Origin of the sequence: Streptomyces sp. S063 (assembly GCF_002832675.1) — a bacterium.
Taxonomy (GTDB): domain Bacteria; phylum Actinomycetota; class Actinomycetes; order Streptomycetales; family Streptomycetaceae; genus Streptomyces; species Streptomyces sindenensis.
This window is the reverse complement of record NZ_CP021707.1, coordinates 5,065,065-5,089,731: the sequence shown is the minus strand read 5'-3', so window position 1 is coordinate 5,089,731 and position 24,667 is coordinate 5,065,065. Positions and strand designations below refer to the sequence as shown.

The 24,667-nt window shown below is 71.7% G+C and carries 16 protein-coding genes and 4 pseudogenes; 3 read left to right on the top strand and 17 right to left on the bottom strand.

Annotated features, from left to right (window positions below; genetic code table 11):
• Positions 1 to 21: 21 nt before the first annotated feature.
• Positions 22 to 2,878: pseudogene (gene lanKC / locus CCZ36_RS23670) on the bottom strand (class III lanthionine synthetase LanKC); the annotation flags it as partial.
• Between the two features lie 216 nt (positions 2,879 to 3,094).
• A complete protein-coding gene (locus CCZ36_RS23665) occupies positions 3,095 to 4,072 on the bottom strand; it encodes a helix-turn-helix domain-containing protein (RefSeq protein WP_128819711.1) in 978 nt (325 codons plus the stop codon).
• Positions 4,073 to 4,306: 234 nt separating this feature from the next.
• Here CCZ36_RS23665 and CCZ36_RS23660 point away from each other — a divergent pair.
• Both CCZ36_RS23660 and CCZ36_RS23655 read left to right on the top strand, forming a co-directional pair.
• A pseudogene (locus tag CCZ36_RS23660) lies at positions 4,307 to 5,506 on the top strand (MFS transporter).
• On the top strand, positions 5,503 to 6,087 hold the full coding sequence (locus tag CCZ36_RS23655; RefSeq protein ID WP_069740220.1) for a sugar O-acetyltransferase: 585 nt from the start codon (positions 5,503 to 5,505) through the stop codon (positions 6,085 to 6,087). The pseudogene CCZ36_RS23660 and the gene CCZ36_RS23655 overlap by 4 nt, the downstream one beginning before the upstream one ends.
• Positions 6,088 to 6,129: 42 nt before the next feature.
• Here the strand turns inward: CCZ36_RS23655 and CCZ36_RS23650 are convergent.
• The 5 genes and pseudogenes from CCZ36_RS23650 to CCZ36_RS23625 form a co-directional block, all read right to left on the bottom strand.
• Positions 6,130 to 6,635 (bottom strand): annotated as a pseudogene (locus CCZ36_RS23650) (DUF4265 domain-containing protein).
• 241 nt (positions 6,636 to 6,876) lie between these two features.
• Positions 6,877 to 9,105, bottom strand: coding sequence for a hypothetical protein (locus CCZ36_RS23645; protein ID WP_206515765.1), 2,229 nt, complete (start codon positions 9,103 to 9,105; stop codon positions 6,877 to 6,879).
• 175 nt (positions 9,106 to 9,280) lie between these two features.
• Positions 9,281 to 9,754: a DUF6113 family protein gene (locus CCZ36_RS23635; RefSeq protein WP_069738351.1), complete on the bottom strand. Its 474-nt coding sequence runs from the start codon at positions 9,752 to 9,754 to the stop codon at positions 9,281 to 9,283.
• Positions 9,751 to 10,668: an N-acetyl-1-D-myo-inositol-2-amino-2-deoxy-alpha-D-glucopyranoside deacetylase gene (mshB, locus tag CCZ36_RS23630; protein WP_128818509.1), complete on the bottom strand. Its 918-nt coding sequence runs from the start codon at positions 10,666 to 10,668 to the stop codon at positions 9,751 to 9,753. Before mshB ends, CCZ36_RS23635 begins: the two co-directional genes overlap by 4 nt.
• 84 nt (positions 10,669 to 10,752) lie before the next feature.
• Complete coding sequence (locus CCZ36_RS23625; RefSeq protein ID WP_010063247.1) at positions 10,753 to 10,947, bottom strand: hypothetical protein; 195 nt, start codon at positions 10,945 to 10,947, stop codon at positions 10,753 to 10,755.
• A gap of 193 nt (positions 10,948 to 11,140) precedes the next feature.
• Between CCZ36_RS23625 and CCZ36_RS23620 the strand changes: the two are divergent.
• Positions 11,141 to 13,266: pseudogene (locus tag CCZ36_RS23620) on the top strand (alpha/beta fold hydrolase).
• Between the two features lie 30 nt (positions 13,267 to 13,296).
• Here the strand turns inward: CCZ36_RS23620 and CCZ36_RS23615 are convergent.
• The 10 genes from CCZ36_RS23615 to CCZ36_RS23570 all read right to left on the bottom strand — a co-directional run bounded on the left by CCZ36_RS23615 (position 13,297) and on the right by CCZ36_RS23570 (position 24,636).
• Positions 13,297 to 14,331: a hypothetical protein gene (locus tag CCZ36_RS23615; protein WP_335755818.1), complete on the bottom strand. Its 1,035-nt coding sequence runs from the start codon at positions 14,329 to 14,331 to the stop codon at positions 13,297 to 13,299.
• Between the two features lie 204 nt (positions 14,332 to 14,535).
• On the bottom strand, positions 14,536 to 15,750 hold the full coding sequence (locus tag CCZ36_RS23610) for an ABC transporter ATP-binding protein (RefSeq protein ID WP_069738347.1): 1,215 nt from the start codon (positions 15,748 to 15,750) through the stop codon (positions 14,536 to 14,538).
• Positions 15,740 to 16,717, bottom strand: coding sequence for an ABC transporter ATP-binding protein (locus CCZ36_RS23605; protein WP_069738346.1), 978 nt, complete (start codon positions 16,715 to 16,717; stop codon positions 15,740 to 15,742). Before CCZ36_RS23605 ends, CCZ36_RS23610 begins: the two co-directional genes overlap by 11 nt.
• Before the next feature lie 13 nt (positions 16,718 to 16,730).
• Positions 16,731 to 17,708 (bottom strand): ABC transporter permease, encoded by a 978-nt coding sequence (locus CCZ36_RS23600; protein WP_010063252.1) that lies wholly within the window; start codon positions 17,706 to 17,708, stop codon positions 16,731 to 16,733.
• Complete coding sequence (locus CCZ36_RS23595) at positions 17,701 to 18,624, bottom strand: ABC transporter permease (RefSeq protein WP_069738344.1); 924 nt, start codon at positions 18,622 to 18,624, stop codon at positions 17,701 to 17,703. Before CCZ36_RS23595 ends, CCZ36_RS23600 begins: the two co-directional genes overlap by 8 nt.
• Before the next feature lie 119 nt (positions 18,625 to 18,743).
• Positions 18,744 to 20,381, bottom strand: a complete 1,638-nt coding sequence (locus CCZ36_RS23590; protein WP_128818508.1) for a peptide ABC transporter substrate-binding protein — start codon at positions 20,379 to 20,381, stop codon at positions 18,744 to 18,746.
• Positions 20,382 to 20,546: 165 nt separating this feature from the next.
• Positions 20,547 to 21,695 carry an ABC transporter ATP-binding protein gene (locus tag CCZ36_RS23585; RefSeq protein ID WP_069738342.1) on the bottom strand — a complete coding sequence of 383 codons (1,149 nt, stop codon included), beginning with the start codon at positions 21,693 to 21,695 and terminating at the stop codon, positions 20,547 to 20,549.
• Positions 21,688 to 22,746: an ABC transporter ATP-binding protein gene (locus CCZ36_RS23580; protein WP_069738341.1), complete on the bottom strand. Its 1,059-nt coding sequence runs from the start codon at positions 22,744 to 22,746 to the stop codon at positions 21,688 to 21,690. The genes CCZ36_RS23585 and CCZ36_RS23580 overlap by 8 nt, the downstream gene beginning before the upstream one ends.
• An 11-nt stretch (positions 22,747 to 22,757) precedes the next feature.
• Complete coding sequence (locus CCZ36_RS23575; RefSeq protein WP_069738340.1) at positions 22,758 to 23,714, bottom strand: ABC transporter permease; 957 nt, start codon at positions 23,712 to 23,714, stop codon at positions 22,758 to 22,760.
• The gene (locus tag CCZ36_RS23570) at positions 23,707 to 24,636 is read right to left on the bottom strand and encodes an ABC transporter permease (RefSeq protein WP_069738339.1); all 930 of its coding nucleotides are present in this window, start codon (positions 24,634 to 24,636) and stop codon (positions 23,707 to 23,709) included. Before CCZ36_RS23570 ends, CCZ36_RS23575 begins: the two co-directional genes overlap by 8 nt.
• Positions 24,637 to 24,667 lie beyond the last annotated feature (31 nt).

Here is a 24,667-nt window from a genome sequence, read left to right as displayed (position 1 = left end):
GTGGTGTTGCCACGACCCCTGGAGGGGCCGGTCCGTGGGGCCGCTGTCGCGGCCGGTTGCGCCGCCGGAGCGGCGGGCAGGAAGGGAAGTCCGGTGGGGCGGCCCGACGCGGCGCCCAGGGCGAGGAGAGCGCCGGCGGTCCCGGTGGCCAGGTCCATCGACAGGCGCATCAACTGCTCGCCGGGGAAGGCGAGTCCGCCGCCGTACGGCAGGGCGTGGCTGCCCAGCAGGTCGGTGTGGCGGTCGACCGCGCGCCGCCGGTCCGCCGGGTCGCACAGCGGGGTGGCCGCGAGGTGCAGCAGGAGTCCGGCGGAGCCCCTGAGCAGTCCGGGCTGGACGTAGAAGGCGGAGAACGCGGCCGGGAGGAGGGCCCGGCCCGCCGCTGCCAGCTCCGGGTCGGGGCGCTGGGCGAGGTAGGCGTCGATGACGGCCGCGATACCCGCGCTGCCCGAACCGACGTACGGCATCAGCCGTTTGCCCTCGACGACGAGGAGCGCCCCGTCGTCCCCGGCCCGGCAGCGTTCCAGGTCGCGGCGGAGTGCGGTGGCGGCCAGGTCCAGCAGGGCGGTGTCCCCGGTGGTCGCGTACCGGCGGATCAGCAGCAGGGCGATGCCGCTCGCGCCGTGCAGCAGCCCGGTGCGGGGCGACGGCGGGCCGTCCACGAGCGCGCGGACGGCGAGTGCGGTGCAGCCGGCCGCGGCGGTGGACAGGGCCGGGGCGTCGGCGGCGGAGGCGGTGCGGGCCAGGTCGTCGAGGGCGAGGCCGATGCCCGCGTACCCGTTGTGCAGGCCGGGCGCGAGGCCCTCCAGGGGCTGGTCGAGGATGATGCGGAGGAGGTCGGCGGCCTCGGCGGTGCGGCCGATCCGGTGCAGGGTCCAGGCGATGCCGGTGAGCCCGTCGTAGAAGCCGAGGGGGCTGCCGGACGCGGGGTCCTTGGCGTGCCGCAGGAGCCAGTCCTCGGCCGGTGCGCACGGCGGGGCGCCGGTCTCGTGGAGGGCGTAGAGCACCCCGGCCGCCCCGTACGCGAAGGACTGGCCGCCGGTGGCGGTGGCGAACTGGGCGATGTCCCCGGGGAAGCAGCGGTCGTCGCGCTCCGGTGTGCAGGAGGCGGTGATGGCCCGGGCCAGCGTGTCCCGGGCGCGCGGCCAGTCGCGGAGGCCGGCAGCAAAAGCCGTGCCGCGGGCCGCTGCCGGAGCCGTCCGGGAGGCAGCCTCCCCCGTTTCCCGCACGTCCCGCAGGATCTCCTCGACCGCCGGACGCAGCGCGACCTCTGTCACCGGGAAGGCGCGGGCGATGTCCCGGGCGAGCCCGGCGGCCTTCGTGCGGTCGATGCCGAACAGTGTGGTGAGCGGCAGGTACAGGGCGAGCCGCAGACAGGCGAGCGCGTAGCGGTCGATGTCGGTGCCGCGCCGGTCGGGCGGGGCGACGAAGGCCGGGTTGGCGACGATCTGCCGACGGCGTTCGGCGGCCGGGGAGGCGGCCTCGAAGTCGAGCAGGACGATCCGCCCGGCCTCCTCGTCGACCATCACGTTGCTCATGTGCAGATCGCTGATGACGATGCCCCGGTCGTGCACCGCCGCGACGGCCCGCTCGACCTGCCCGTACAACTCGATGTCGGTGCCGCGCCGGTCGGGCGGGGCGACGAAGGCCGGGTTGGCGACGATCTGCCGACGGCGTTCGGCGGCCGGGGAGGCGGCCTCGAAGTCGAGCAGGACGATCCGCCCGGCCTCCTCGTCGACCATCACGTTGCTCATGTGCAGATCGCTGATGACGATGCCCCGGTCGTGCACCGCCGCGACGGCCCGCTCGACCTGCCCGTACAACTCCTCCGCCCACGCGGCGTGTTCGGCGAGCAGCTCGGCCGAAGGGTGCTGCCGGGCGAGCGGGAAGCGACGGGCGAAGACGGTGTTGAGGGTGGTGCCGGGGATGTACTGGAGGACCAGGAAGTGGTGGTCGCCGACCTGGAACACGTCCCGGACGGCCGGGACGCAGTCCAGCCCGGCCAGGTGCTCCAGGGCGGTCCTCTCCCGCTCCAGACGGGCCACCGCGTCCGCCCCGTCGGCGGCCAGACCTGCGTACGGCCGGGCCTCCTTGAGGACGACCTGTTCGCCGGTGTGGGTGTCGCGGCCGAGGTAGACCCCGCCGCCGTTGGAGAAGTGCAGTGCCTTCTCGACGGTGTACGGGAGGTCGGCGAGGCCTACGGCGGCCCGGGCTTCGAGGTGCGGCATCAGAAAGCCGGGCGGGGTCACCCAGGAGGGGACGCGGAAGGCGGGGCCCCGGTCGTCCGGGACGAGCCGGCCCCGCGGGTCGGCGACGGCGGGCACGGGCCGGCCGTCCGGACCGGAGCAGAAGCGGGCGGCGAACGCGCCGTACCGGGTGTGCACGGGCCCGTTCCCGCACCGCAGATCGCTCAGGATGTACGGGCCGTGCTCGCCCTCCAGGAGCTGCATCAGGGCGGTGCACACCTCGGGGAACGCTTCCTCGGACGGCGGGTAGACGGTGATGAACTTCCCGCTGCCCGCCCGGTCCGCGTACTTGGCGTTCCGCAGGGCCAGCAGCCCGCGTTCGGTACGCACTTGAAGGCGAGCCGGTGCTCCAGACAGTGGGCGAAGACCCGGTCGAGCACGGAGGCCGCGTTGTCGAGGGCGGCCGAGACGTGGATCTTCCAGCCCTGGGCCGGCAGCCGCAGCCCGTCGGGGTGGTAGGCGAGCCAGTCACCGCGCCGGGTGCGGGTCCACCCCTCGGGGGCGGAGCCACGGACGGCGGCGTAGTACGCCTTCTCCTCGTCGACGGTTCCGTCGTCAGGTCCGGGGGAACGGTGGGGTGCGTCGTAGAAGCGGCGGTCCGCCTGGCAGTACGCGGCGTACTCCGGATTCACGCACGGCCCCTCGCTCGGTTCATTCGCGTCGTTCGCGGCGAGAGAGAAACTGTCACAACGACCAGCGGCGCCCCTAGTCACCGTTGTCACGACTCGTACATGCGCGCCAACCATGCGGAGCGCACCACGTACTGATGCGTATCCGCTCGTCGCCCCGCCAGGAAAGGGCACCGGCCGGGGGCGTGCGGGGCGCGCACCGGGCGCTTTCGCCTCCCCTCAGCCCGCGCCGTGCACCAGGGCGTCGCCCGCCTCCGTACGGAAATAGAGCACGGAGCGGCCCGCCCGGCGGCGGCGGACCAGCCCGGCGTCCAACAGGATCCGCAGATGGCGGCCGACCGAACCCAGCCCCTGGCCGGTCAGCGCGACGAGCTGCGTCGTGCTGAGCGGGGAGGCCAGCAGCAACAGGACGGCTGCCCGCGCGGGGCCGATCAGCGCGCCCAGGGCGATGGGTGCGGAAACGCGGCCCGCCTCGGCGAGCACCCCGGAACACGGGTACACCAGCCCGTACCGGTGCGGGATGTCCCAGCAGACCCAGGACTGGTCCGGGGTGACGGGGATGAACAGGAGCTGGGCGCGGTCCAGTTCGCGGGGCGGGTTGTCGTAGGTGTTGATCTGCAACCGGCTGCCGCCCAGCCAACGGATGCCGGGCCGCATGCCGTTCAGGGCCCCGGCCCAGCCGGCCCGTCCCAACTGGGCGGTACGGGCGATCACGTCGGCCTCCAGGATCCGCCGCCGCCTCGGCCAGTCGGGCAGCACGGTGTGCGTCCAGACCCACTCCAGGGCGTCGGCGGCACGCTCGGCCAGGTCGTCCCGGTCCAGCGCGGCGGGCAGCGGCCCGCCCAGCGCCTCCTCCAGATCGGCGCGCGCCCGGTCGGGCGGGGTGGCCCGGACCCGCGCCAACTCCTCGGCGAAGGAGGGCGGGGTCTGGCCCGGCGGTACGGGTACCGGGGCGGGGGTGAGGAAGTCGGCGGTCCAGCGGGGCGCGAGGGCGGAGCGGATCACGAGGGCGGAGACCGGGTCGTCGGCCGCCCGTCGCCGGTACGCGGGCAGATGGGCCTCCAGCCAGGCACGCTCCCCCGGGTGCGCGGCGGTGGCCCGCTCCAGGAGCAGCAGGCTCGCGACGGCCTCCGCGAGCGGCGAGACGACGAACCGGCTGCCGGCGAGCGTGTCCGCACTGACCTGCCACCAGCCCACGCCCACCACCGCCCGTTCTCCGTCAGCCCTGCGGGCCGCGCCCGACCGTCTCCATCAGGCCGCCCCGTGGGCCGTGCCCGACCCTGTCGACGAGGCCGCCCTGTCGGCCCCGTCCGCCGGGCCGCGCGGTCGGCCCGGCCGCCCCGGTTCAGGAGACCCCGCACGCCCCGCCCCGGCTTTCGCGTCCGCGCGAAACAGTAACCGCCCCCGTGCCGGCGTCCCGAGACTCCCCCCATGCGCACCTACCGCGAACTGTTCCGGACCCCGGAGTTCACCCCCTTCTTCGCGGCCGTCCGTCCGCGACCGGCCTCGCCCCGGACCCTCGTGTCGGACCCCTGCTGTCGGCGCTGGCGATGTTCGGCCCCTCGCTGGCCCAGGTGGCCGGGGCGCTGACCCTGCTGTCGGCGGCGGACCGGCTGCCGCCGCGCGCCGCGCTGACCGCCCTCGCCCTGCTGTCGGCGGGGGCCGCCTGCGCCGTTGGGGGTCGCGTTCGCCGTTCTGCTCGTGGTGGGCGTGGCCGCGTCGCCGGGTGGTGGCGTGCGGTACGGGCTGCTCAACGAGATCGTGCCGCGTGAGGGGTTCCTGCTCGGCCGCTCGGTGCTGAACATGGCGGGCGGCGCGATGCAGATCTGCGGATTCGCGGTGGGCGGGGCGCTGGTGGCGGTGTTCTCGGCGCGCGGCACGCTGCTGATCGGGGCGGCTCTCTACGTCATCGCGGCGGCCGTGACCCGGTTCGGGCTGACCGCCCGGCCTCCCAGGGCGACCGGCCGCCCCTCGGTCCGCGAGACCTGGCGGACGAACGCGCTGCTCTGGTCGTCCACGCCGCGCCGGTACGTCTTCCTCGCCCTCTGGGTCCCCAACGGTCTCGTCGTCGGCTGCGAGTCCCTGTACGTGGCGTACGCGCCCGGGCACGCCGGGCTCCTCTTCGCCGGCGGGGCCCTGGGGATGCTGGCCGGGGACACGCTGGTCGGACGGTTCGTCACGACCCGGTGGCGGGCGCGGCTGGGGGCTCCGCTGCGACTGCTGCTCGCCGCGCCCTACCTCCTCTTCGCGGTGCGCCCGGGGCTGCCCCTCGCCCTGGCGCTGGTCGTCGTGGCGAGTGTGGGCTTCGCCGCGAGCCTGCTGCTCCAGGAACGGCTGCTGGCCCTCACCCCGCCCGAGCTGAGCGGCCAGGCGCTCGGGCTCAGCTCCTCGGGGATGCTCGCGATGCAGGGGGCGGGCGCGGCCGTGGCGGGCGGTATCGCCCAGCTGACCTCCCCCGCGACGGGCATGGCGGCGGTCGCGGGCCTCTCCGTGGTGGTGACACTGGCGCTGGCGCCGGGGCTGCGTACGTCGCCGGGCGCCGACGGGGGCAGACTGCTCGGAGCGGACGGATCACCGCGTGCTTCCCGTACGCCCCGCACCACACACCCCGCACCGGAAGAGACGACATGAGCGACGAGACCAGGCGCAGCCAGAAGGAAGCCATGCTCGCGGGCGAGCCGTACCTCGCCGACGACCCCGAACTGGCGGCGGAGGCCCTGCACGCGGCCGTGCTGAGCGAGCGCTACAACGCCACGTCGGCCGCCGACCCCGAGGCCCGGCGCGCGGTGCTGGCCGAGCTGCTCGGCAAGGTGGGCGAGGGCGTGGAGGTACGGCCGCCGCTGCGGGTCGACTACGGCTACCGGACCACCATCGGCCCGCGTACGTTCATCAACTTCGGCGCGGTCCTCCTGGACGTCGCCCGCATCACGATCGGCGCGGACGTCCAGATGGGCCCGAACGTCCAGCTGCTCACCCCGACCCACCCCATCGACCCCGAGCAGCGCCGCGCCAAGTGGGAGGCCGCCGAGCCGATCACCATCGGCGACAACGTGTGGCTGGGTGGCGGGGTCGTCGTCTGCCCCGGGGTCACCATCGGGGAGAACACGGTGGTCGGCGCGGGGGCGGTCGTCACGAGGGACCTGCCCGCGAACGTGGTGGCGGTCGGCAATCCGGCCCGGGTGATCCGGACGATCGGCGAGCCGGAGGCGTAACCAGCCGTCTCCACGCACCCGGGCGCTCCCCGCACCCCCACGCTACGCCGCCCGCCAGGCGTCCGTGACGCACGAGACCTCGAAGTGCCACCAGCCCTCGTCCCGCCCCCGGGTGAGCAGCGCCTTCACTCCGCGCAGATCCGCGCCGCCCGGCACGGTCAGGGCGACCAACGGAAAGTCGGCGCTGAAGACCTCGCCCGTGAGCCCCAACCCGGCGAGCCGCTCGTGCACGGCCCGTACGTCGCGCCCGAGCGGACCGTCCGGCACGGGCAGCACGCGTACGGTGCAGTTGCCCGAGTCCGCCACCCGCTCGCCGGCCCAGTGCACCCCGTCGCCGTCCGTCCGGAACCGTACGGTCTCCCCTCGGCGAGACCGTCGCGCAGGAAGGGCGCGTTGTCCACCCGCGCGGTGTCCGGGCCGAGCCGGGTCGCCCACAACCCCTCGGTCTCGTACGGCAGCGGCCCGTCCTCACGCGGGGGCAGCCGGAACCAGACCTTGATCTGATCGGCTTCGCGGGACGGGCGCTCCGGGCCGGCGGGGGAACTCATGGCCCCATGGTCCCGCGCACGCGGCGCGTCCGCCTGTCCACGACCACCGCCTCCGCCTCCGCCTCCGCCACGACGGGCACGGCATCAGCTGGTGAAGCCGGCGGCCGCCCCCGGCGCGCCCGGACCGCGCACTTCGCGGGATGGTGGATTCAGCGGCATCTCCTGAGGCGTTCGCGCACGCCAAGCGGCCCCCGCCCGGGCATCCGGGCGGGGGCCGTCAACGGTGCGTACGGGCGGGGGCTCAGCCCTCGCCGGTCAGGTTGATGGTGACCGTGCGCTCGGCCGGGGTCTTCCCGGTCAGGGCGGTCTTCATCGCCTGGGCCACGTCGTCCGGGCCGACCTGGTGCTTCTTTCCGTCGGCCTTGACGGCCATGATGCCGTCGAAGACGCCGTCGAGCAGCGTCTCGATCGCCTTCTTGTCGTAGACGTCGACCAGTCGGCCGTCCACCGGCTTCATGGACAGGATCTGCGGCAGCGACCGGGCCGGGCCGAACTGGATCTGCTTGGGACCGGCCTTGATGGTGATCAGGTCGGACATCGCGGGCTCGGCGAACTCCTTCATCGCCCGGTTCAGTTCGGCCTGGGTGATGGTGGGTTCGCTGGTGGTGACGGGGAGTTCGACCACCTTGGGCTGCCCGGTCTGGACCTGGGCGCGGTAGGCGTCCCGGACCGAGATCAGGGACTGGCCGGCGTCCAGCGTCTTGCCCGGCTTGCCCGGCACCGCAACGGCCTTGTTCGGCTCGAAGCGGATCGTGCCGTCGTTGGCCGAACCGGAAGCGCCCGCCAGGTCGGTCAGCGCCACGCCGAGCTTCTCCTCGTCGACCGGGATCACCGGGTCGGCGGGGCGCTCCCCGCCGAACAGCGAACCGATCACCGAGACGGGGTTGTAGTCGCTGCCCGCCGCGCCGCGCACGGTCTCCTGGCTGTCCAGGGTGAGACCGGCCTTCTCGGGGTCGAGCTTCTCCTCCTTGCCGTCCACCGACAGCGTGAGAGGCGTCTTGGCCCGCTCACCGAGGGCGGCTTCGAGCTTGGTGACCGCCTCTTCCTTCGTGCCGCCGCCGATGTCGACGCCGAGCACCGTGGTGCCCTTGGGGACCTCGGCGTGGTTCAGCAGGAGGCCCGCCCCGTACGCGATGCCGAGCAGCACGACCGCGGCCACGCCGAGCAGGACCAGCTTGGAGCGGCCCTTCTTCGCGGGGGCGGCGGGGGCGGACGCGGTCTGCGACGCGGGGCGCGGGACGGTGGGCCCCGGCGTGGGACCACCCGGTCCGCCGGGGCCTCCGTGGCCCGTCACCGGGGCGCCGGGGGTGCCCGGCCCGCCCGGGAACGGGGTGCGCGGCTCGCTGGGCACCACGGGGATGCCGCTGGTGAGGGTGTCGCCCGAGACATGGCCACCGGGGCCGGGCTCGGGCGCCGGGGCCTGCGGGGTGAGGATCGCGGTGTCGTCGGACATCCGGGGCGGTACGCCGCCGGGGGTGCCCGGGACCATCGGGCCGGGGCCGCCGAGGCCCGGGACACCGTCGAGGTTCGGGGTCAGCGAGGAGGCGCCGGTGGCCGGTCCCGTGGTGGGGCCGGACGGACCGGGCGTACGCATGCCGGGACCGGGGGTGGCGCGCGGGCCTCCGCCGGGAGGCTCGGTGCCGTAGCTGTCGAGCGCACTGCGGCCGGGGCCGGAGCCGGGCGCGCCCGGTCCACCGCCGGACTTCGGCGCGTCCGAGAAGTACGGCAGGTCGGGGCGCGAAGGTCCCGCGCCCCCGTCGGACGCACCACCGGGACCACCGGGACCGCCGGGACCGCCGGGACCGCCGGAGCCGGGACCGCCTGCACCCGGACCACCCGCGCCACCGGGGCCGCTCTGGCCGCCCGGACCACCCGCGCCGCCGGGACCACCGGGCGCACCCGGACCGCCCTGGCCGCCCGTCGCCGGGCCTGCGGTCGGGGCCTTGCGCGGAGCGAACCAGTCGCTGCCGCTCTTCTCCCGGGCCGGCTTCTCCGCGGGCGTCGGGTCGGCGGCCGGGCCGCCGTCCCGGGACCGGTCCGCGGGGGCGCCGCCGTTCGAGCCGGAGCCCGGGCCGCCGGAGCGGTCCGAGGGTCCGGTGCCGGCACCGGCGCTCGCACCGGTGCCCGGTGCGGCCGGCGGCGTGCCGGGCCGCGGAGTCGCGCCCGTGCGCTCGGCGTCGGAACGGCCGCCGCCGGAGATGTCGCTCTCCGCCATCGGCGTACGCATGACGACCGGCGGGATGGGACGCGAGCCGGGGATGTTGATCCGGATGCGCGTCGTCAGCGTCGTCTCGGTCTTGGGTTCCTCGGGCCGGGGCGGATCCACGGATTCCGGGTTCTCGTCAGAGCCGTCCTGCGACGGGTGGAGCGACGGATACTGGCGGGATCCGTACGGCGGCGTACCCGAGGGGTACGCGGCTCCGCCGCGGCCCTGGGGCCCGGAGGACGAACTGTCAGTTTCACGACTCAAAGCAGGTTCTCCCGATTGGCTCCGCCGCCCGTACTTCCCCCATGCCGCAGGCCAGGGGACGGCTCGGCGCGCGCACCACCATACTGGCCGCCGCCGTCGGACACTCCGCGGCCGGGGGAAACCTCCACCCGTGCCTCACACCTGTGAGGGTCGCCGACGGCCCGGACGTGGCACTTCATGTACCGGACCGGCCGCTGCGGATGGCTGATTGCGGCACCTTGGAGGTGGTGGCACAGATCACAGCGACCGCCGTGCCGCCGAGCATGAAGAGCACCAGGCCGAGTTCGTCGCCGAAGACGTAGTCGCCCTCCGGCCGGCCGCTCAGCAGCAGGAAGACGGTGATGAACCAGCCCCCCGCCGGGGCGAGCGCGCCGATCTGGGTGCGGGTCAGGATGCGGCCGCCGTAGAAGAGTCCGGCGGAGCCGAGCAGGGCGATGATCAACCCACCGGGGAACCAGGCCGCTTGGACGAGGGTTCCGGCGAGGGCGACGAGCGCGCCGAGGACCGCGAGGCCCAAGTGGGCGGCGATCCGGGCCGGGTTCGGCCGGGCGGCGAAACCGATGGGCGCGGGCTCCCTGGGGGGTGCGTTCCGGCGCGGCGCGTGGGAGGAGTCCGCGCGGCCGCGGGCCTTCTTGGGGGCGTCGCTCATGCCGCGCCTCCCCCGGCGCCCGGGGCGCCCGCGAGCGGGACACCGGCGAACAGGTCGCTCTCGCGCTCCGGTCCGGCCACTCCGCGAACGCCGCGCACCAGTTGGTAGCACTCGGTCGTCAGCAGGGGCTGGCCGAGATCGTTGGAGAGGGCGAAGAAGGGGCCGTCCACCGCGATCTGGGTGGCGTGGGCGCGCATCGCCGCCGACTTCGCCCCGGCGTACGCCGATCCGTCGATCTCCGCGGTGATCTGCTCCGCGTCGGTCACGCCCGGGACGTCGGCCACGGCGGCGATGCCGGGGAAGGCGCCGGGCGCGGTGGTGCGCAGCCGGTCGAAGGCGGCCTCCAGCACCTCGCGCTCCACCCGGTTCCAGTAGATCTTGGCGATGGTGTGCGGGGCGCCGGAGCCGTGCGCCGGGTCGGCGGCCAGATCGGCGGCGCGCATCGCGACGCGGTGGGCCTGGATGTGGTCGGGGTGGCCGTAGCCGCCGTCCGGGTCGTAGGTGACCAGGACCTGGGGGCGGACCTCGCGGATCACCTCGACGAGGTGGGCGGCCGCCTCGTCCACCGGGGTGGACCAGAAGGAGCCGGGGCGGCCGTTCTGTTCGGCGCCCATCATCCCGGAGTCCCGGTAGCGGCCCGCGCCGCCGAGGAAGCGGTGGTCGGTGATGCCGAGCTCCCGCATCGCCGCGGCCAGCTCGCCGATCCGGTGGGCGCCCAGCGCGTCGTCCCGGTCCGCGGTGAGGCGGGCGAGCGAGGGCGGGATGACCTCGCCCTCCTCGCCGAGCGTGCACGTCACCAGGGTGACGTGGGCACCCTCGGCCGCATACCTGGCCATGGTGGCGCCGTTGTTGATCGACTCGTCGTCGGGGTGCGCGTGCACGAGCAGCAGACGGCGGGCGGGGAGGTCCTTCATGGGGACCACCCTACGAGCCCGGAGGCCCCCCGCGCCCCCGCGCCCCTGCCCCCGCCGGTCGCCGGTCGCCGGCGCCCGCCCGGGTCAGAACTTGATGCTGCTGATCATTCCCGCCACGTTGGTCGTCAGATCGGAGATGGTCGGCGCGATGGACGAGCTCGCGATGTAGAACCCGAGCAGCATGCAGACCACCGCGTGCCCTCCCTTCAGTCCGGATTTCCGGATCAGCAGGAAGACGATGATCGCCAGCAGCACTACCGCCGAAATCGAGAGCGCCACGGCGGTTCACCTCCATCGGTACGTTCGGACGGTCGGAACGGGGGTACACGGTGTCAGCAGGTTGTCAGCGGGTTCCTACCCACCGAGCGCTACGGATCATAACTTTCCGTGCCAACGCATTGATCGGGGCACAGCAGCACGAGGGGCGCACGAACCGTGCCACGCGGCCGAGTTCGGCACTAGGTTCAGAGCCATGACCTCGCAGAAGCTGTCTTTTCCCCGTCAGCACGCCCGGACCCAGCGCTTCACTCTCGGCGCACCTCGCGCCTTCACCGTCTCACCGGATGAGACACGTGTGATCTTCCTGCGGTCCACGTCCGGAACGGACCGGACCACCCGGCTCTGGGTGCTCGACCCGGCGACCGGCGAGGAGCGGATCGCGGCCGACCCCGATGTGCTGCTGGGGGGTTCGGCGGAGAAGCTGTCGGCGCAGGAGCGGGCCCGGCGGGAGCGGACCCGGGAGGGTTCGGCGGGGATCGTCTCCTACGCGGTGGACGCGGCGGCGGAGTTGGCCGCGTTCGCGCTGTCCGGAAAGGTGTACGTGGCCGAGCTGCGGGCCGGGACCGCGCGGGCGCTGCCGGTGCCGGGTCCGGTGATCGACCCCCGCCCGTCCCCCGACGGCCGGCACATCGCGTACGTGGCCAAGGGCGCGCTGCGGGTGGTGGACGCGACGGGCGAGGGCGACCGGGCGCTGGCCGAGCCGGAGGACCCCCAGGTCACCTATGGTCTGGCCGAGTTCATCGCGGCCGAGGAGATGCACCGCTACCGGGGTTTCTGGTGGTCGCCCGAGTCGGACCGGCTGCTGGTCGCGCGGGCCGACGAGAGCCCCGTACAGCGGTGGTACATCGCCGATCCGGCACACCCGAGCGCAAGCCGGCCGAGGTCGCCTACCCGGCGGCCGGGACGCCCGACGCGGAGGTGCGGCTCTTCGTCATGGACCTGGAGGGGGACCGCACCGAAGTGGTCTGGGACCGGGAGGCGTTCCCGTACCTGGCCCAGGTGCACTGGTCGTCCGCGGGTGCCCCGCTGCTGCTGGTGCAGGCCCGTGACCAGCGCAGTCAGCGGTATCTGGCGGTGGACCCGGAGACCGGCGCGACCCGGCTCGTCCATGTCGACGAGGACCCGGTCTGGCTGGATCTTTTCCCCGGGGTGCCCGCGTGGGCGCCGGACGGGCGGTTGGTGCGGATCGCCGACGAGGGCGGCGCGCGGGTGCTGGCGGTCGGGGACCGGCCGCTCACCGGGTCGCAACTGCACGTCCAGGCGGTGCTGGACATCGGGGAGTCGGACATCCTGATCTCGGCGGTGGCCGGTGAGGACGCGGTGGAGCCGGAGATCGGCCAGATCCATGTGTACCGGGTCAACGAGCTGGGAATCGAGCGGATTTCCGAAGGGGTGGGTGTGCACTCCGCGGTCCGCTCGGGTGCTCTGTCGGTGGTGGTCTCGGCCGTTCCCGAGGAGCCCGGCACCGCCGCGTGGGTCGTGCGGGACGGCAAGCGGCTGTTCCGTGTCGCGAGCTTCGCCCAGGAGCCGGTGCTCACCGCCCGCGTGACCCTGACCGAGGGGGGCGCACGGCGGATTCCGTGCGCCGTGCTGCTTCCGTCGGACTACCAGGAGTCGGACGGTCCGCTTCCGGTGCTGCTGGATCCGTACGGCGGCCCGCACGGCCGCCGGGTGGTCGCCGCCCACAACCCGCACCTGACGTCACAGTGGTTCGCGGACCAGGGCTTCGCGGTGGTCGTGGCGGACGGGCGTGGTGCGCCGGGCCGCTCGCCGGCCTGGGAGAAGGCGGTGCGGGACGACTTCGGCCTCACCCTGGACGACCAGATCGACGCGCTGGAGGGGCTCGCGGGCCGGTTCCCCCTGGATCTGTCCCGGGTGGCGATCCGCGGCTGGTCGTACGGCGGTTACCTGGCGGGCCTCGCGGCGCTGCGCCGCCCGGACGTCTTCCACGCGGCCGTGGTGGGCGCCCCGGTCACGGACTGGCGGCTGTACGACACCCACTACACCGAGCGCTACCTCGGGGACCCGGCCCGACAGCCGGAGGTGTACGCGGCCAACTCCCTGGTCACCGACGACGGGCTGTCCGAACCCGCTTCCGAGGTGCGCCCGATGATGATCGTGCACGGGCTCGCCGACGACAACGTGGTGGTCGCGCACGCCCTGCGGCTGTCCTCGGCGCTGCTGGCGGCCGGGCGGCCGCACGAGGTGCTGCCGCTGAGCGGGGTGACGCACATGACGCCCCAGGAGCAGGTCGCGGAGAACCTGCTCCTGCTCCAGGTGGACTTCCTCAAGCGGTCGCTGGGGATGTCCGGCGCCTGAGCCGCCCGCCGGGCCCCGTCCGCCCCCGGTTCACCAGCGGGGCGGCGGGGACGAGGGCGGCCCGAAGCCGGGGGCCTGCGGCGGCTGGTAGCCCTGCGGCCCGGGCTGACCGGGCGGTGGGGCACCCCAGCCACCGCCCCACGAGTTCGGGCCGCCCCAGGGGCCGGCGGCGGGAGCCCGTGCGACGCCCTTGCGCGCGAGCAGGACGATCACGACGGGCCCGATGAGGAGCGAGCAGATCTGGCTCACCAGGGTGAGCTGCCCCTCGATGTCGAGGTCGGTGAACCGTTCGTACAGCTCGAAGTGGATGACGCGCGCCAGGCCCAGCGCGCCGGAGGCGAGAATGAACCCGCCCGCGATCAGGCCGAGCGGTCGCGCGAGAGCCGCCCCGCCGACCGCGCCGAGGGCCGCCACCAGGGACATCAGGATGATCGCCACGGTGACCCAGCCGGGCGGCCCCTCGATGAGCGGGGTGTTCAGGGGCGCCCCGCCGATGAACCACTCGGGGTAGAACCCGGACGGGAAGACGAACGGCTGCCGGATCTCCCAGGCGGTGAAGATCACCGCCTGAAGACCCAGGAGCAGGAAGACGGCCACCCCCGCACCCCGCCCCGGACCCGCCGGGCGCTCCTCGCCCTGCGGCACGGGGCGGCGGCCCGCCACCCCCACAACGATCAGGGCGAGCCCGGCCACCAGCGCGGCGTACGTGGTGAGCAGCGCCCGGTCGCGGAGCTCTTCCGGCGCCGGGGCGTCGGCGACGGTCCAGACGCCGGGCAGCCGCAGGACGAAGGTCACGACGCCGGTGACGATCAGGACCGAGGCGGCGGAGGCCGAGCGGAGTGCCGCCACAGCGGCGGCGGCATAGGCCAGCAGCAGGACGAGGCTGGTGGAGGTGGTGGTGGGCCGCACCATGTCCCGGAGGCTCGCGGTGCCCGACCAGTACTCCCAGACCGGCACCGGCCCGTCGGCGGCCCGTATGTCCCGCACGATCCAGGCGACCGCCATCAGTGCCAGCACCGCGCACAGAACGGCGCCGGTGATTCTTGCTCCCCGTGTAAGTGTCACCCGCTGATACTCCATTGCCCCGAACGGATGAACAAGGGCGTTCGGGAGGCGGGGCGGTGGCGGCGGGCGACCGGCCGGAGCGCCAGGACGACGCTCCGGCCGGACCACGGCACCCGCACGGCCGTACGCTGTTCAGCATGGGGCGTCCGTATATCGGAGCGGCGACGGCGAAGTTGCTTACGTGTTAACGATCCTGACGCCGGTTCATGACGTCCCGTCCTCCCCGGACCCCGGCTGTTCCTTCGGCTCCTCCGGCCCCGGGGCCTCCGTGGGCCCCGGGATCTCCAGCTCTTCCTCCGTCGGCACCACGTGCTTCTCCTCCGCGAAGTGGCAGGCCGAGTCGTGCCGGGCCGGGGTGTCGACCAGCCGGAACTCCGCGGGGACCGCCAGCAGCGGGACCTCCAGCTCGCACCGCTCCTGCGCCTTCCAGCAGCGGGTGCGGAAGCGGCAGCCGGAGGGGATGTTGGCGGGCGAGGGGACGTCGCCGTGGAGGATGATCCGTTCCCGGTGCTCGCGGGCGGCCGGGTCGGGGACGGGGACGGCGGACAGCAGCGCCTGGGTGTACGGATGGGTGGGGTGGTCGTAGATCTCCGCGTCGGAGCCGATCTCCACGATCCGGCCCAGGTACATCACGCCGACCCGGTCGGAGATGTGCCGGACGATGGACAGGTCGTGCGCGATGAAGACGAAGCTGAGGCTGAACTCCGCCTGGAGCCGGTCCAGCAGGTTGACCACCTGGGCCTGGACGGAGACGTCGAGCGCGGAGACGGGTTCGTCGGCGACGATGATCTCCGGGTTGAGGGCGAGGCCGCGGGCGATGCCGATGCGCTGGCGCTGGCCGCCGGAGAACTGGTGCGGATAGCGGTTGATGTACTCGGGGTTGAGCCCGACCACGTCCAGCAGGTCCTGTACCTTCTGCCGGCGGCTTCCCTTCGGCGCGACCTCGGGGTGGATCTCGTACGGCTCCCCGATGATGTCGCCGACCGTCATCCGCGGGTTCAGCGAGGTGTACGGGTCCTGGAACACCATCTGGATGTTGCGGCGCACCGCCTTCAGCGCCCGGCCGGAGAGCTTGGAGATGTCCTCGCCCTTGTAGCGGATCGCCCCGGCGGTGGGGCGTTCCAGGTGGACGAGCATCTTGGCGACGGTCGACTTGCCGCAGCCCGACTCCCCCACGATGCCCAGCGTCTCGCCCGCGTACAGGTCGAAGTCGACGCCGTCGACGGCCCGGACCGCGCCGATCTGCCGTTTGAAGAGGATGCCCTGGGTGAGCGGGTAGTGCTTGGCCAGACCGCGGACCTGGAGGATCGGGTCGCCCTCCGTGTACGGCGTGACGGCGTCCTCGCGGGCCTGGGAGAGCAGCGTGGAGCCGGCCGCGCCACCGCCGGTCTCCGCACTCTCGTCGCGGTCAGCGTGCATCGAGCGTCTCCTTCCAGAAGTGGCAGGCGCTCCGGCGCTGCTCGTCCACCTCGTAGAGCGGCGGCACATCGGTGCGGCACACGTCCCTCGCCATCGGGCAGCGGGGGTTGAAGGCGCAGCCGGGCGGGATGCGCGTGAGGTTGGGCGGCAGGCCCTTGATCGCGTACAGCTCCCGGCCCTTCTGGTCCAGGCGCGGGATCGACTGGAGGAGGCCCTTGGTGTACGGGTGGGCCGGGGCCTTGTAGATCTCGTGGACGGGGGCGGTCTCGACGATGCGGCCCGCGTACATCACGGCGATCTTGTCGGCGACGTCGGCGACGACTCCGAGGTCGTGGGTGATGAGGATGAGGCCCATGTTCAGCTCGCGCTGGAGTTCGGCGAGGAGGTCCATGACCTGGGCCTGCACGGTGACGTCGAGGGCGGTGGTCGGTTCGTCGGCGATGATCAGCGACGGTTCCAGGGCCATCGCCATGGCGATCATGATGCGCTGGCGCATCCCGCCGGAGAACTGGTGCGGATACTGGTTGACGCGCTCCCTGGCGGCGGGGATGCGGACCCGGTCCATCAGCTCGACCGCCTTGGCCTTGGCGTCCTTGCGGGACATGCCGCGGTGCACGACGAACATCTCGGCGAGCTGCTGGCCGACGGTGAGGACCGGGTTCAGCGAGGACAGGGCGTCCTGGAAGATCATGGCCATCTCCTGGCCGCGGATCTTGCGCCGCTCGTCCGGCTTGAGCTTCAGCAGGTCCCGGTCCTTGAAGAGGATCTCGCCGCCGGCGATCTTCCCGGGCGGCATGTCGAGGATGCCCATGACGGCCTGGGCGGTGACGGACTTGCCGGAGCCGGACTCGCCGAGGACGGCGAGCGTCTCGCCCTCGGCCACCGAGTAGTTGACTCCGTTGACGGCTTTGGCGACGCCTTCGCGGGTGTGGAACTCCACGTGCAGATCGCGCACTTCGAGCAACATGGCAACCGGCTCCTCAGCGCAGCTTGGGGTCGAGGGCGTCGCGCACCGCGTCGCCGAGCATGATGAACGCGAGCACGGTGACCGCCAGCGCTCCGGCGGGCCAGAGCAGCATGTGCGGGGCGTTGCGGATGTAGTTGGCGGCCGCGGAGATGTCGATGCCCCAGGAGACGGCCGGGTCCTTCAGGCCGACGCCGAGGAAGGAGAGGGTCGCCTCCAGCGAGATGTACGTGCCGAGCGCGATGGTCGCCACGACGATGACCGGCGCGATGGCGTTCGGGGTGATGTGGCGCAGCATCATCCGGGAGTTGGAGGCGCCCAGCGCGCGGGCCGCCTGGACGTAGTCGTTCTGTTTGGCGGTGATGACCGAGCCACGGGCGATGCGGGCGATCTGCGGCCAGCCGAGCAGGACGATGAAGCCGACGACGGGCCAGACGGTGGAGCTGGTGACCACGGAGAGGAAGACCAGGCCGCCGAGGACGACGGGGATACCGAAGAAGACGTCGGTGAGGCGGGAGAGGATCGCGTCCCACCAGCCGCCGAAGAAGCCCGCGAGTCCGCCGAGGACGCTCCCGAGGATCGCGACGCCGAGGGTGGCGCAGACGCCGACGGTCACCGAGGTACGGGTGCCGTAGACGACGCGGGTGTAGACGTCGCGGCCCTGCGGGTCGAAGCCGAAGGGGTGGCCGGGCTCGGAGCCCTTCTGGGCATCGTCCAGGTTGGCCTGGAGGGGGTCGCCGCTCGCGATGAGCGAGGGCCAGATCGAGATGATCACCAGGAAGAGGATGACCAGCGAGGAGATGATGAAGACCGGGTTGCGCCGCAGGTCGCGCCAGGCGTCCGACCAGAGGCTGCGCGGCTTTCCGGCGGGTCCGGTGCCGTCGGGGCCGCCCGGGTTCTTCTCCAGGCTGGTGCCCTCCTCCATGGCGAGGTCCGTCGCGCCGCCGGCGCCCGCCTGGGAGATCGCTTCGTCCGGGGTCTGCGGCTCAGGCATAGCGGATCCTCGGGTCGAGTACGGCGTACAGGAGGTCGACGATCAGGTTGGCGGCCAGGAAGACGAGGACGAGGATCGTGACGAAGCCGACGACGGTCTGGGAGTTCTGCCGCAGGATGCCCTGGTAGAGCTGGTAGCCGACGCCGTGGATGTTGAAGATCCGCTCGGTGACGATGGCCCCGCCCATCAGGGCGCCCACGTCGGTGCCGATGAAGGTGACGACGGGGATGAGCGAGTTGCGCAGCAGGTGCCGTACGACGACGCGGCGGCGGGGCAGCCCCTTGGCGACGGCGGTGCGTACGTAGTCGGCGCGGGCGTTCTCGGCGATCGAGGTCCGGGTGAGCCGGGTGACGTAGGCGAGCGAGACGGAGGCGAGGACCAGCCCGGGGACGAGGAGTTCGTCGAAGGTGGGGTCGGCGGAGACCGAGGGCTTGATGATGCCCCACTTGACGCCCAGGAGGAGCTGGAGCAGCAGACCGGTGACGAAGGTGGGGACGGCGATGACGATCAGCGTCAGGATGAGGACGGTGGTGTCGACGGGCCGGCCGCGCCGCAGGCCGGTGACGACGCCGAGGCTGATGCCGATGACGACCTCGAAGACGACCGCGACGATCGTGAGCCGGATGGTGATGGGGAAGGCGGTGGCCATCAGCTCGGTGACCTTCTGCCCGTTGAACGCGGTGCCGAAGTCTCCGGTGAAGACGTTGCCCATGTAGGTGAGGTATTGCTGCCAGACCGGCTTGTCGAGGCCGAACTCGGAGCGCAGCTGGGCGGCGGTGGCCGGGTCGCACTGGCGGTCGCCGCAGAGACCCGCGATGGGGTCGCCCATCACGTTCACCATGAGGAAGATCAACAGCGTGGTGCCGAAGAAGACGGGGATCATCTGCAGCAGCCGCCGGATCACATAACGTCCCATGAGGGGCTCCGGGGGTCGGGGCGAGCAGTGCCGGGCGGAGAATGCGCGGGCGGAACGGAGTGTGCCGACGGCCGGGGCGCCGGTGTGGGGCGCCCCGGCCGTCCGCGTCGCTCAGCGCGTCACTTGACGGTGATCTCTTCGTAGACCGGGACGCTGAACGGGTTCAGCGCGACGTTGTCGACCCGGTCCGAGTAGCCGGCGCTGCCGTTCTGGTACCAGAGCGGGATGACCGGCATCTCCGTGACGAGGATCTTCTCCGCGTCCTGGAAGGTGGTGACGGCCTTCGCCTTGTCGCTCTCGGCATTGGCCTTGTCGACCAGATCGTCGAACTGCTGGTTGCTCCACTTCCCGTCGTTGGACGGGGCGTTGGTGTAGTAGAGCGGCTGGAGGAAGTTCTGGATCAGCGGGTAGTCCATCTGCCAGCCCGCGCGCCAGGCACTGTTGAGCTTCTGGGTGGAGACCTGGGCGCGGAAGTCGGCGAAGGTGCCGACGGGCCCGCCGACGCAGGCCTTGTTGTTGCCCATGACGTTGTTGATGCTGTTGCAGACGGCGTCGACCCATTCCTTGTGGGAGCCGGTGTCCGCGTTGTACGAGATCTTCAGCTGCCCGCCGGGGATGCCGCCGCCCTCTTCGATCAGCTTCTTGGCCTCGGCCTTGTTGTACGTGCACTCCTTGCCGCAGAGCCCTTCCTTGAAGCCGCCCTCCTCGCCGAGGACCGGGGAGGTCCAGTCGGAGGCGGGGGTGCGGGTCTTCTGGAAGATCTGGTCGGTGATCTGCGGGCGGTTGATCGCCATCGACAGGCCCTGGCGGACCTTGCGGGCGTCGTCGGTGTCCCACTCCTTCTCGTAGAAGGGGAAGGCCAGGGTCTGGATGATGCCGGCGGGGGTGTTGATGTACCGGTCGCCGAGGTCGGCCTCGACGTTGCGGAGCTGGGAGGCGGGCACGTCGTCGACGAGGTCGAGGTTGCCCGCCGTCAGGTCGGTGTAGGCGGTGTTGTTGTCGGTGAAGACCTTGAGGTCGACGCCGCCGTTCTTCGCCTTGTCCTCGCCCGGGTAGTCGTCCCACTTGCGCAGCTTCATCGAGGAGCCCTTGGCGTACGACTCGATGGTGTACGGGCCGTTCCCGATGGGCTTGGAGAGCCAGGCGTCGTGGTCGTCGTAGAACGCCTTGGGCAGCGGGACGAAGGCGGAGTAGCCGAGGGTGTCGGGCCACAGGGAGAACTTCTGGGTGAGCTTGGCGGTGAAGGTCAGGTCGTCGACGACCTTCAGTCCTGACAGGGTCTCGGCGGAGGCGGCCCCGGACTCCGGGTGGACCTGGTCGTAGCCCTCGATGTACTGGAAGAAGTAGGCGTTCTTCTGGTTGTTCTTCAGGGCCGCGCCGTAGTTCCAGGCGTCCACGAAGGAGTTGGCGGTGACCTTCTCGCCGTTGGAGAACGTCCAGCCGTCCTTGAGCTTGATCGTGAAGTTCTGGGAGTCCTTCGAGTCGATGGACTCGGCGAGCATGTTCTTGGCCTCGCCGGTCTTCGGGTCGTAGCGGATGAGCCCGCGGAAGACCATGTCGAGGACCTTGCCGCCCTGGACCTCGTTGGTGTTCGCCGGCTCCAGCGGGTTCTGCGGGTCTCCCCAGGAGGAGCTGACGATGCCGTCGGCGCCACCGCCGCTGCCGCCGCCGTCGCCGTCACCGCCGCCGCAGGCCGTCGCTGCCAGGGCGACGGCCACCGCACATGCGGCCCACCTCACCTGTGTGGCTCCGCGCATGAAGTGCCTCCTAGAGTCATCGAGTAGCTCAATGCCTCATATCACCTCATAACGCGATGTACCGCATGTGGGATTGCCCCGTACGGGCAGCGGGGCGGCGGAGACGACGGAGGCCCGGCCCCCTCGGAAGGGGCCGGGCCTCGGTCGTTCGACCTGGGGAAGGGGTTACGCCGCGTGCACGACGTCCTTCTCCTCGGCGAAGTGGCACGCCGACTCGTGCGCGGCCGGGGTGGCCGACGAGACGAAGCGCTCGGGGATCGCCAGCAGGGGCTCCTCCGTCGCGCAGCGCTCCTCCGCCTTCCAGCAGCGGGTGCGGAAGCGGCAGCCCGACGGCGGGTTCGCCGGCGACGGGACGTCACCGGTCAGGATGATCCGGTCGCGTCCCTCGCGGGCCGCCGGGTCGGGGACCGGGACCGCGGAGAGCAGCGCCTGGGTGTAGGGGTGCGTCGGGTGGTCGTAGATCTGGGTGTCCGTGCCGATCTCGGCCATCTTGCCGAGGTACATCACGCCGACCCGGTCGGAGATGTGCCGGACGATGGACAGGTCGTGCGCGATGAAGACGTAGGACAGGTTGAACTCGTCCTGGAGCTTCTCCATCAGGTTGATGACCTGGGCCTGCACCGACACGTCGAGCGCGGAGACCGGCTCGTCGCAGATGATGATCTCCGGGTTGAGCGCGAGGCCGCGGGCGATGCCGATGCGCTGGCGCTGGCCGCCGGAGAACTGGTGCGGGTACCGGTTGATGTACTCCGGGTTCAGACCCACGACGTCCAGGAGCTCCTGGACGCGGCGGCGCCGGTCGCCCTTCGGGGCCACCTCGGGGTGGATGTCGAAGGGCTCCCCGATGATGTCGCCGACCGTCATGCGGGGGTTCAGCGAGGTGTACGGGTCCTGGAACACCATCTGGATGTTGCGGCGCACCGCCTTCAGCGCGCGCCCGGACAGCTTGGTGATGTCCTGGCCCTTGTAGAAGACCTCACCGGCCGTCGCCCGCTCCAGGGTCATCAGGAGCTTGGCGACCGTGGACTTGCCACAGCCGGACTCGCCCACGATGCCCAGGGTCTCACCGGCGTACAGGTCGAAGGAGATGCCGTCGACGGCCTTGACCGCGCCGATCTGCTTCTTGAAGAGGATGCCCTGGGTCAGCGGGAAGTGCTTGACCAGGTTGCGCACCTGGAGGATCGGCTCGCCCTGGCTGACCGGGGCGTCGATGGCGGCCACGGCGTCCGCCTCGGCCGAGGCGCCCTCGGTCTCCGCCTCGGAAACGTTCGGGGTGGCGTCCACGGGCTCCTGCTCCTTCTTGAGCTCAGCCATGGATCGTCTCCTTCCAGAAGTGGCACGCGCTGCCGCGGCCGACGAGCTCCAGGCCGTCCTGCTCGGTCACCGGGGCGAGCGGCGGGACGTCCGTACGGCAGATGTCCTGTGCCTTGGGGCAGCGCGGGCTGAAGGCACAGCCCGCGGGGATACGCGTGAGGTTGGGCGGCAGTCCCTTGATCGCGTACAGCTCCTGGCCCTTCTGGTCCAGGCGCGGGATCGAGTCGAGCAGACCCCTGGTGTACGGGTGGGCCGGGCGGCTGTACAGCTCGCCGACCGGGGCCGTCTCCACGATCCGGCCCGCGTACATCACGGCGATCTTGTCCGCGACGTCGGCGACGACGCCGAGGTCGTGGGTGATCAGGATCAGACCCATGTTGTACTCGCGCTGAAGCTCGGCCAGCAGGTCCATGACCTGGGCCTGCACCGTCACGTCGAGCGCGGTGGTCGGCTCGTCGGCGATGATCAGGTCCGGCTCCAGGGCCAGCGCCATGGCGATCATGATGCGCTGGCGCATACCGCCGGAGAACTGGTGCGGGTAGTCCGAGACACGGGCCGCCGCCGCCGGGATCTTGACCTGGTCCATCAGCTCGATGGACTTGGCCTTGGCCTCCTTGCGGGACAGCCCCTGGTGGACCCGGAACATCTCGCCGAGCTGGTAGCCGACGGTGAGGACCGGATTCAGCGAGGACAGGGCGTCCTGGAAGATCATCGCGATCTTGCGGCCGCGGATCTTCCGGCGCTCCTCGTTGGACATCTTCAGCATGTCCTGGCCGCGGAAGAGGATCTCGCCCTGCGTGATCTTCCCGGGCGGCATGTCGAGGATGCCCATGATGGTCTGGGCGGTCACGGACTTGCCGGAGCCGGACTCGCCGAGCACGGCGAGCGTCTCGCCGGCGCTGACGGTGTAGTTCACACCGTTGACCGCCTTGGCCACACCGTCGCGGGTGTGGAACTCCACGTGCAGGTCGCGGACGTCGAGCAGTGGACCGTCGCCACTCACGGACTCCCGCGGTGCGGGGACGTGAGCCGTCTTGTCGATGGTGGTCACGAACGCCTCCCTCAGCGCATCTTGGGGTCGAGGGCGTTGCGGACCGCATCGCCGAACATCAGGAAGGACAGCACCGTGATCGAGACCATCACCGAGGGGATGATCAGGACCGTCGGAACGTTGCGGAGCTGGTCCTTCGCCGCGGACACATCGATGCCCCACGAGACCGTCGGCTCGGCGAGGCCGATACCGAGGAACGACAGGGTGGCCTCGGCGGCGATGTAACCGCCGAGCGCGATGGTGGCGACCACGATCACCGGAGCGATGGCGTTCGGCAGGATGTGCCGCGTCATGATCCGGGTGGTGGAGGCGCCGAGCGCCTTGGCGGCGACCACGTAGTCGGCCTGCTTGATCGTGATGACCGAGCCTCGGGCGACACGGGCGATGGACGTCCAGCCGAGGAAGGACAGGGAGAGGATGACGACCCAGACGGAGCGCTCCTCGAAGGTGGTCAGGATGACCATGGCGCCGACGATGAAGGGAACGCCGAAGAAGACGTCGGTGATCCGGGAGAGGATCGTGTCGATCCAGCCGCCGAAGTATCCGGCGAGCATGCCGATCACCAGACCGGTGATGGTGACCGCGATGGTCACGATCACGCCGACCATGATGGACGCGCGGGCTCCGTAGATCAGACGCGCGTAGATGGAACGGCCCTGGACGTCGTAACCGAGCCAGTCGGGGGCGAAGAAGTGTCCCCAGTTCGGCTTCTGGAGGTAGTGCTCGGCCAGGTTGGCGTCCCGCGGCGAGGCGCTGGTGAACAGGCCCGGGAAGATCGCCATGACGGTGAGCACCAGGATCAGCACCATCGAGACGAGGAAGAGCGGGTTGCGGCGCAGGTCGTGCCAGGCGTCGGACCAGAGACTGCGCGGCTTGCCGGGCATGGGCCCGGAGTCCGCCGTGGTCGGCGTCTGAGCCGCGGCGGCCGAAGCGTCGGTGCTCTTGGTGAGTGCGGTGGTGTCAGGCATACCGGATCCTCGGGTCCAGGACCGCGTAGAGCAGGTCGACGAGCAGGCTGCAGACGAGGTAGACGATGACGAGCAGCGTCACGATCCCGACGACCGTGGCGCCCTCACGCTTCCCCAGGGCCTCGAAGACGAGGGATCCGACGCCCTTGATGTTGAAGATGCCCTCGGTCACGATCGCGCCGCCCATCAGAGCGCCGATGTCGGTGCCGAGGAAGGTGACGACCGGGATGAGCGAGTTGCGCATCAGGTGGATGCCGACGATGCGGCGGCGCGGCAACCCCTTGGCGACAGCCGTACGGATGTAGTCGGCGCGGATGTTCTCGGCGACCGAGGTACGGGTGAGCCGGGCCACGTAGGCGAGTGACAGCGACGCCAGCACGATGGCCGGCATGATCAGCTCGCTGCTCGTGGGTTCGATACTCACGTTGGGCTTGGCGATGCCGAGCTGGAACGCGAAGAAGTACTGGACGAGGAAGCCCAGCACGAAGGACGGCATGGAGATCAGCACCAGCGTCAGACCGAGCAGACCGCGGTCCCGGAGCGAATCCGCCTTCAGGCCGGCGATGATGCCGAGCGAGATACCGGCGACGACCGTGAAGACGAAGGCGAAGATCGCCAGTCTGACGGTGATCGGGTAAGCGTCGGCGATGACTTCGGCGACCGGACGCTGCGTTCCGATCTGGGTGCCGAGGTCTCCCTGGAACAGGTTGCCCAGGTAGTTCAGATACTGCTGCCAGATCGGCTGGTCGAGACCGTACTCGGCCTTCAGAGCGGCGATCTGCGACGCGTCTACGTGCTGTTCACCGGCCAGAGCTCTGACGGGGTCGCCGGGCAGTGCGTACATCATCAGGAAGACCAAGAGGGTCGACCCGATGAAGACCGGGATCATCTGGAGCAGTCGTCGTGCGACATAGCGCCCCATGGGTGCCTCCGTGTGGGGATAACTGCGGCGC

Excerpts from the sequence above, each read along its gene's own strand:
- CCZ36_RS23655 (WP_069740220.1), top strand. The coding sequence starts at position 5,503 with ATGAGCGACGAGACCAGGCGCAGCCAGAAGGAAGCCATGCTCGCGGGC.
- CCZ36_RS23635 (WP_069738351.1), bottom strand. The coding sequence starts at position 9,754 with ATGAGCGACGCCCCCAAGAAGGCCCGCGGCCGCGCGGACTCCTCCCAC.
- mshB (WP_128818509.1), bottom strand. The coding sequence starts at position 10,668 with ATGAAGGACCTCCCCGCCCGCCGTCTGCTGCTCGTGCACGCGCACCCC.
- CCZ36_RS23610 (WP_069738347.1), bottom strand. The coding sequence starts at position 15,750 with ATGCACGCTGACCGCGACGAGAGTGCGGAGACCGGCGGTGGCGCGGCC.
- CCZ36_RS23605 (WP_069738346.1), bottom strand. The coding sequence starts at position 16,717 with ATGTTGCTCGAAGTGCGCGATCTGCACGTGGAGTTCCACACCCGCGAA.
- CCZ36_RS23600 (WP_010063252.1), bottom strand. The coding sequence starts at position 17,708 with ATGCCTGAGCCGCAGACCCCGGACGAAGCGATCTCCCAGGCGGGCGCC.
- CCZ36_RS23595 (WP_069738344.1), bottom strand. The coding sequence starts at position 18,624 with ATGGGACGTTATGTGATCCGGCGGCTGCTGCAGATGATCCCCGTCTTC.
- CCZ36_RS23590 (WP_128818508.1), bottom strand. The coding sequence starts at position 20,381 with ATGCGCGGAGCCACACAGGTGAGGTGGGCCGCATGTGCGGTGGCCGTC.
- CCZ36_RS23585 (WP_069738342.1), bottom strand. The coding sequence starts at position 21,695 with ATGGCTGAGCTCAAGAAGGAGCAGGAGCCCGTGGACGCCACCCCGAAC.
- CCZ36_RS23575 (WP_069738340.1), bottom strand. The coding sequence starts at position 23,714 with ATGCCTGACACCACCGCACTCACCAAGAGCACCGACGCTTCGGCCGCC.
- CCZ36_RS23570 (WP_069738339.1), bottom strand. The coding sequence starts at position 24,636 with ATGGGGCGCTATGTCGCACGACGACTGCTCCAGATGATCCCGGTCTTC.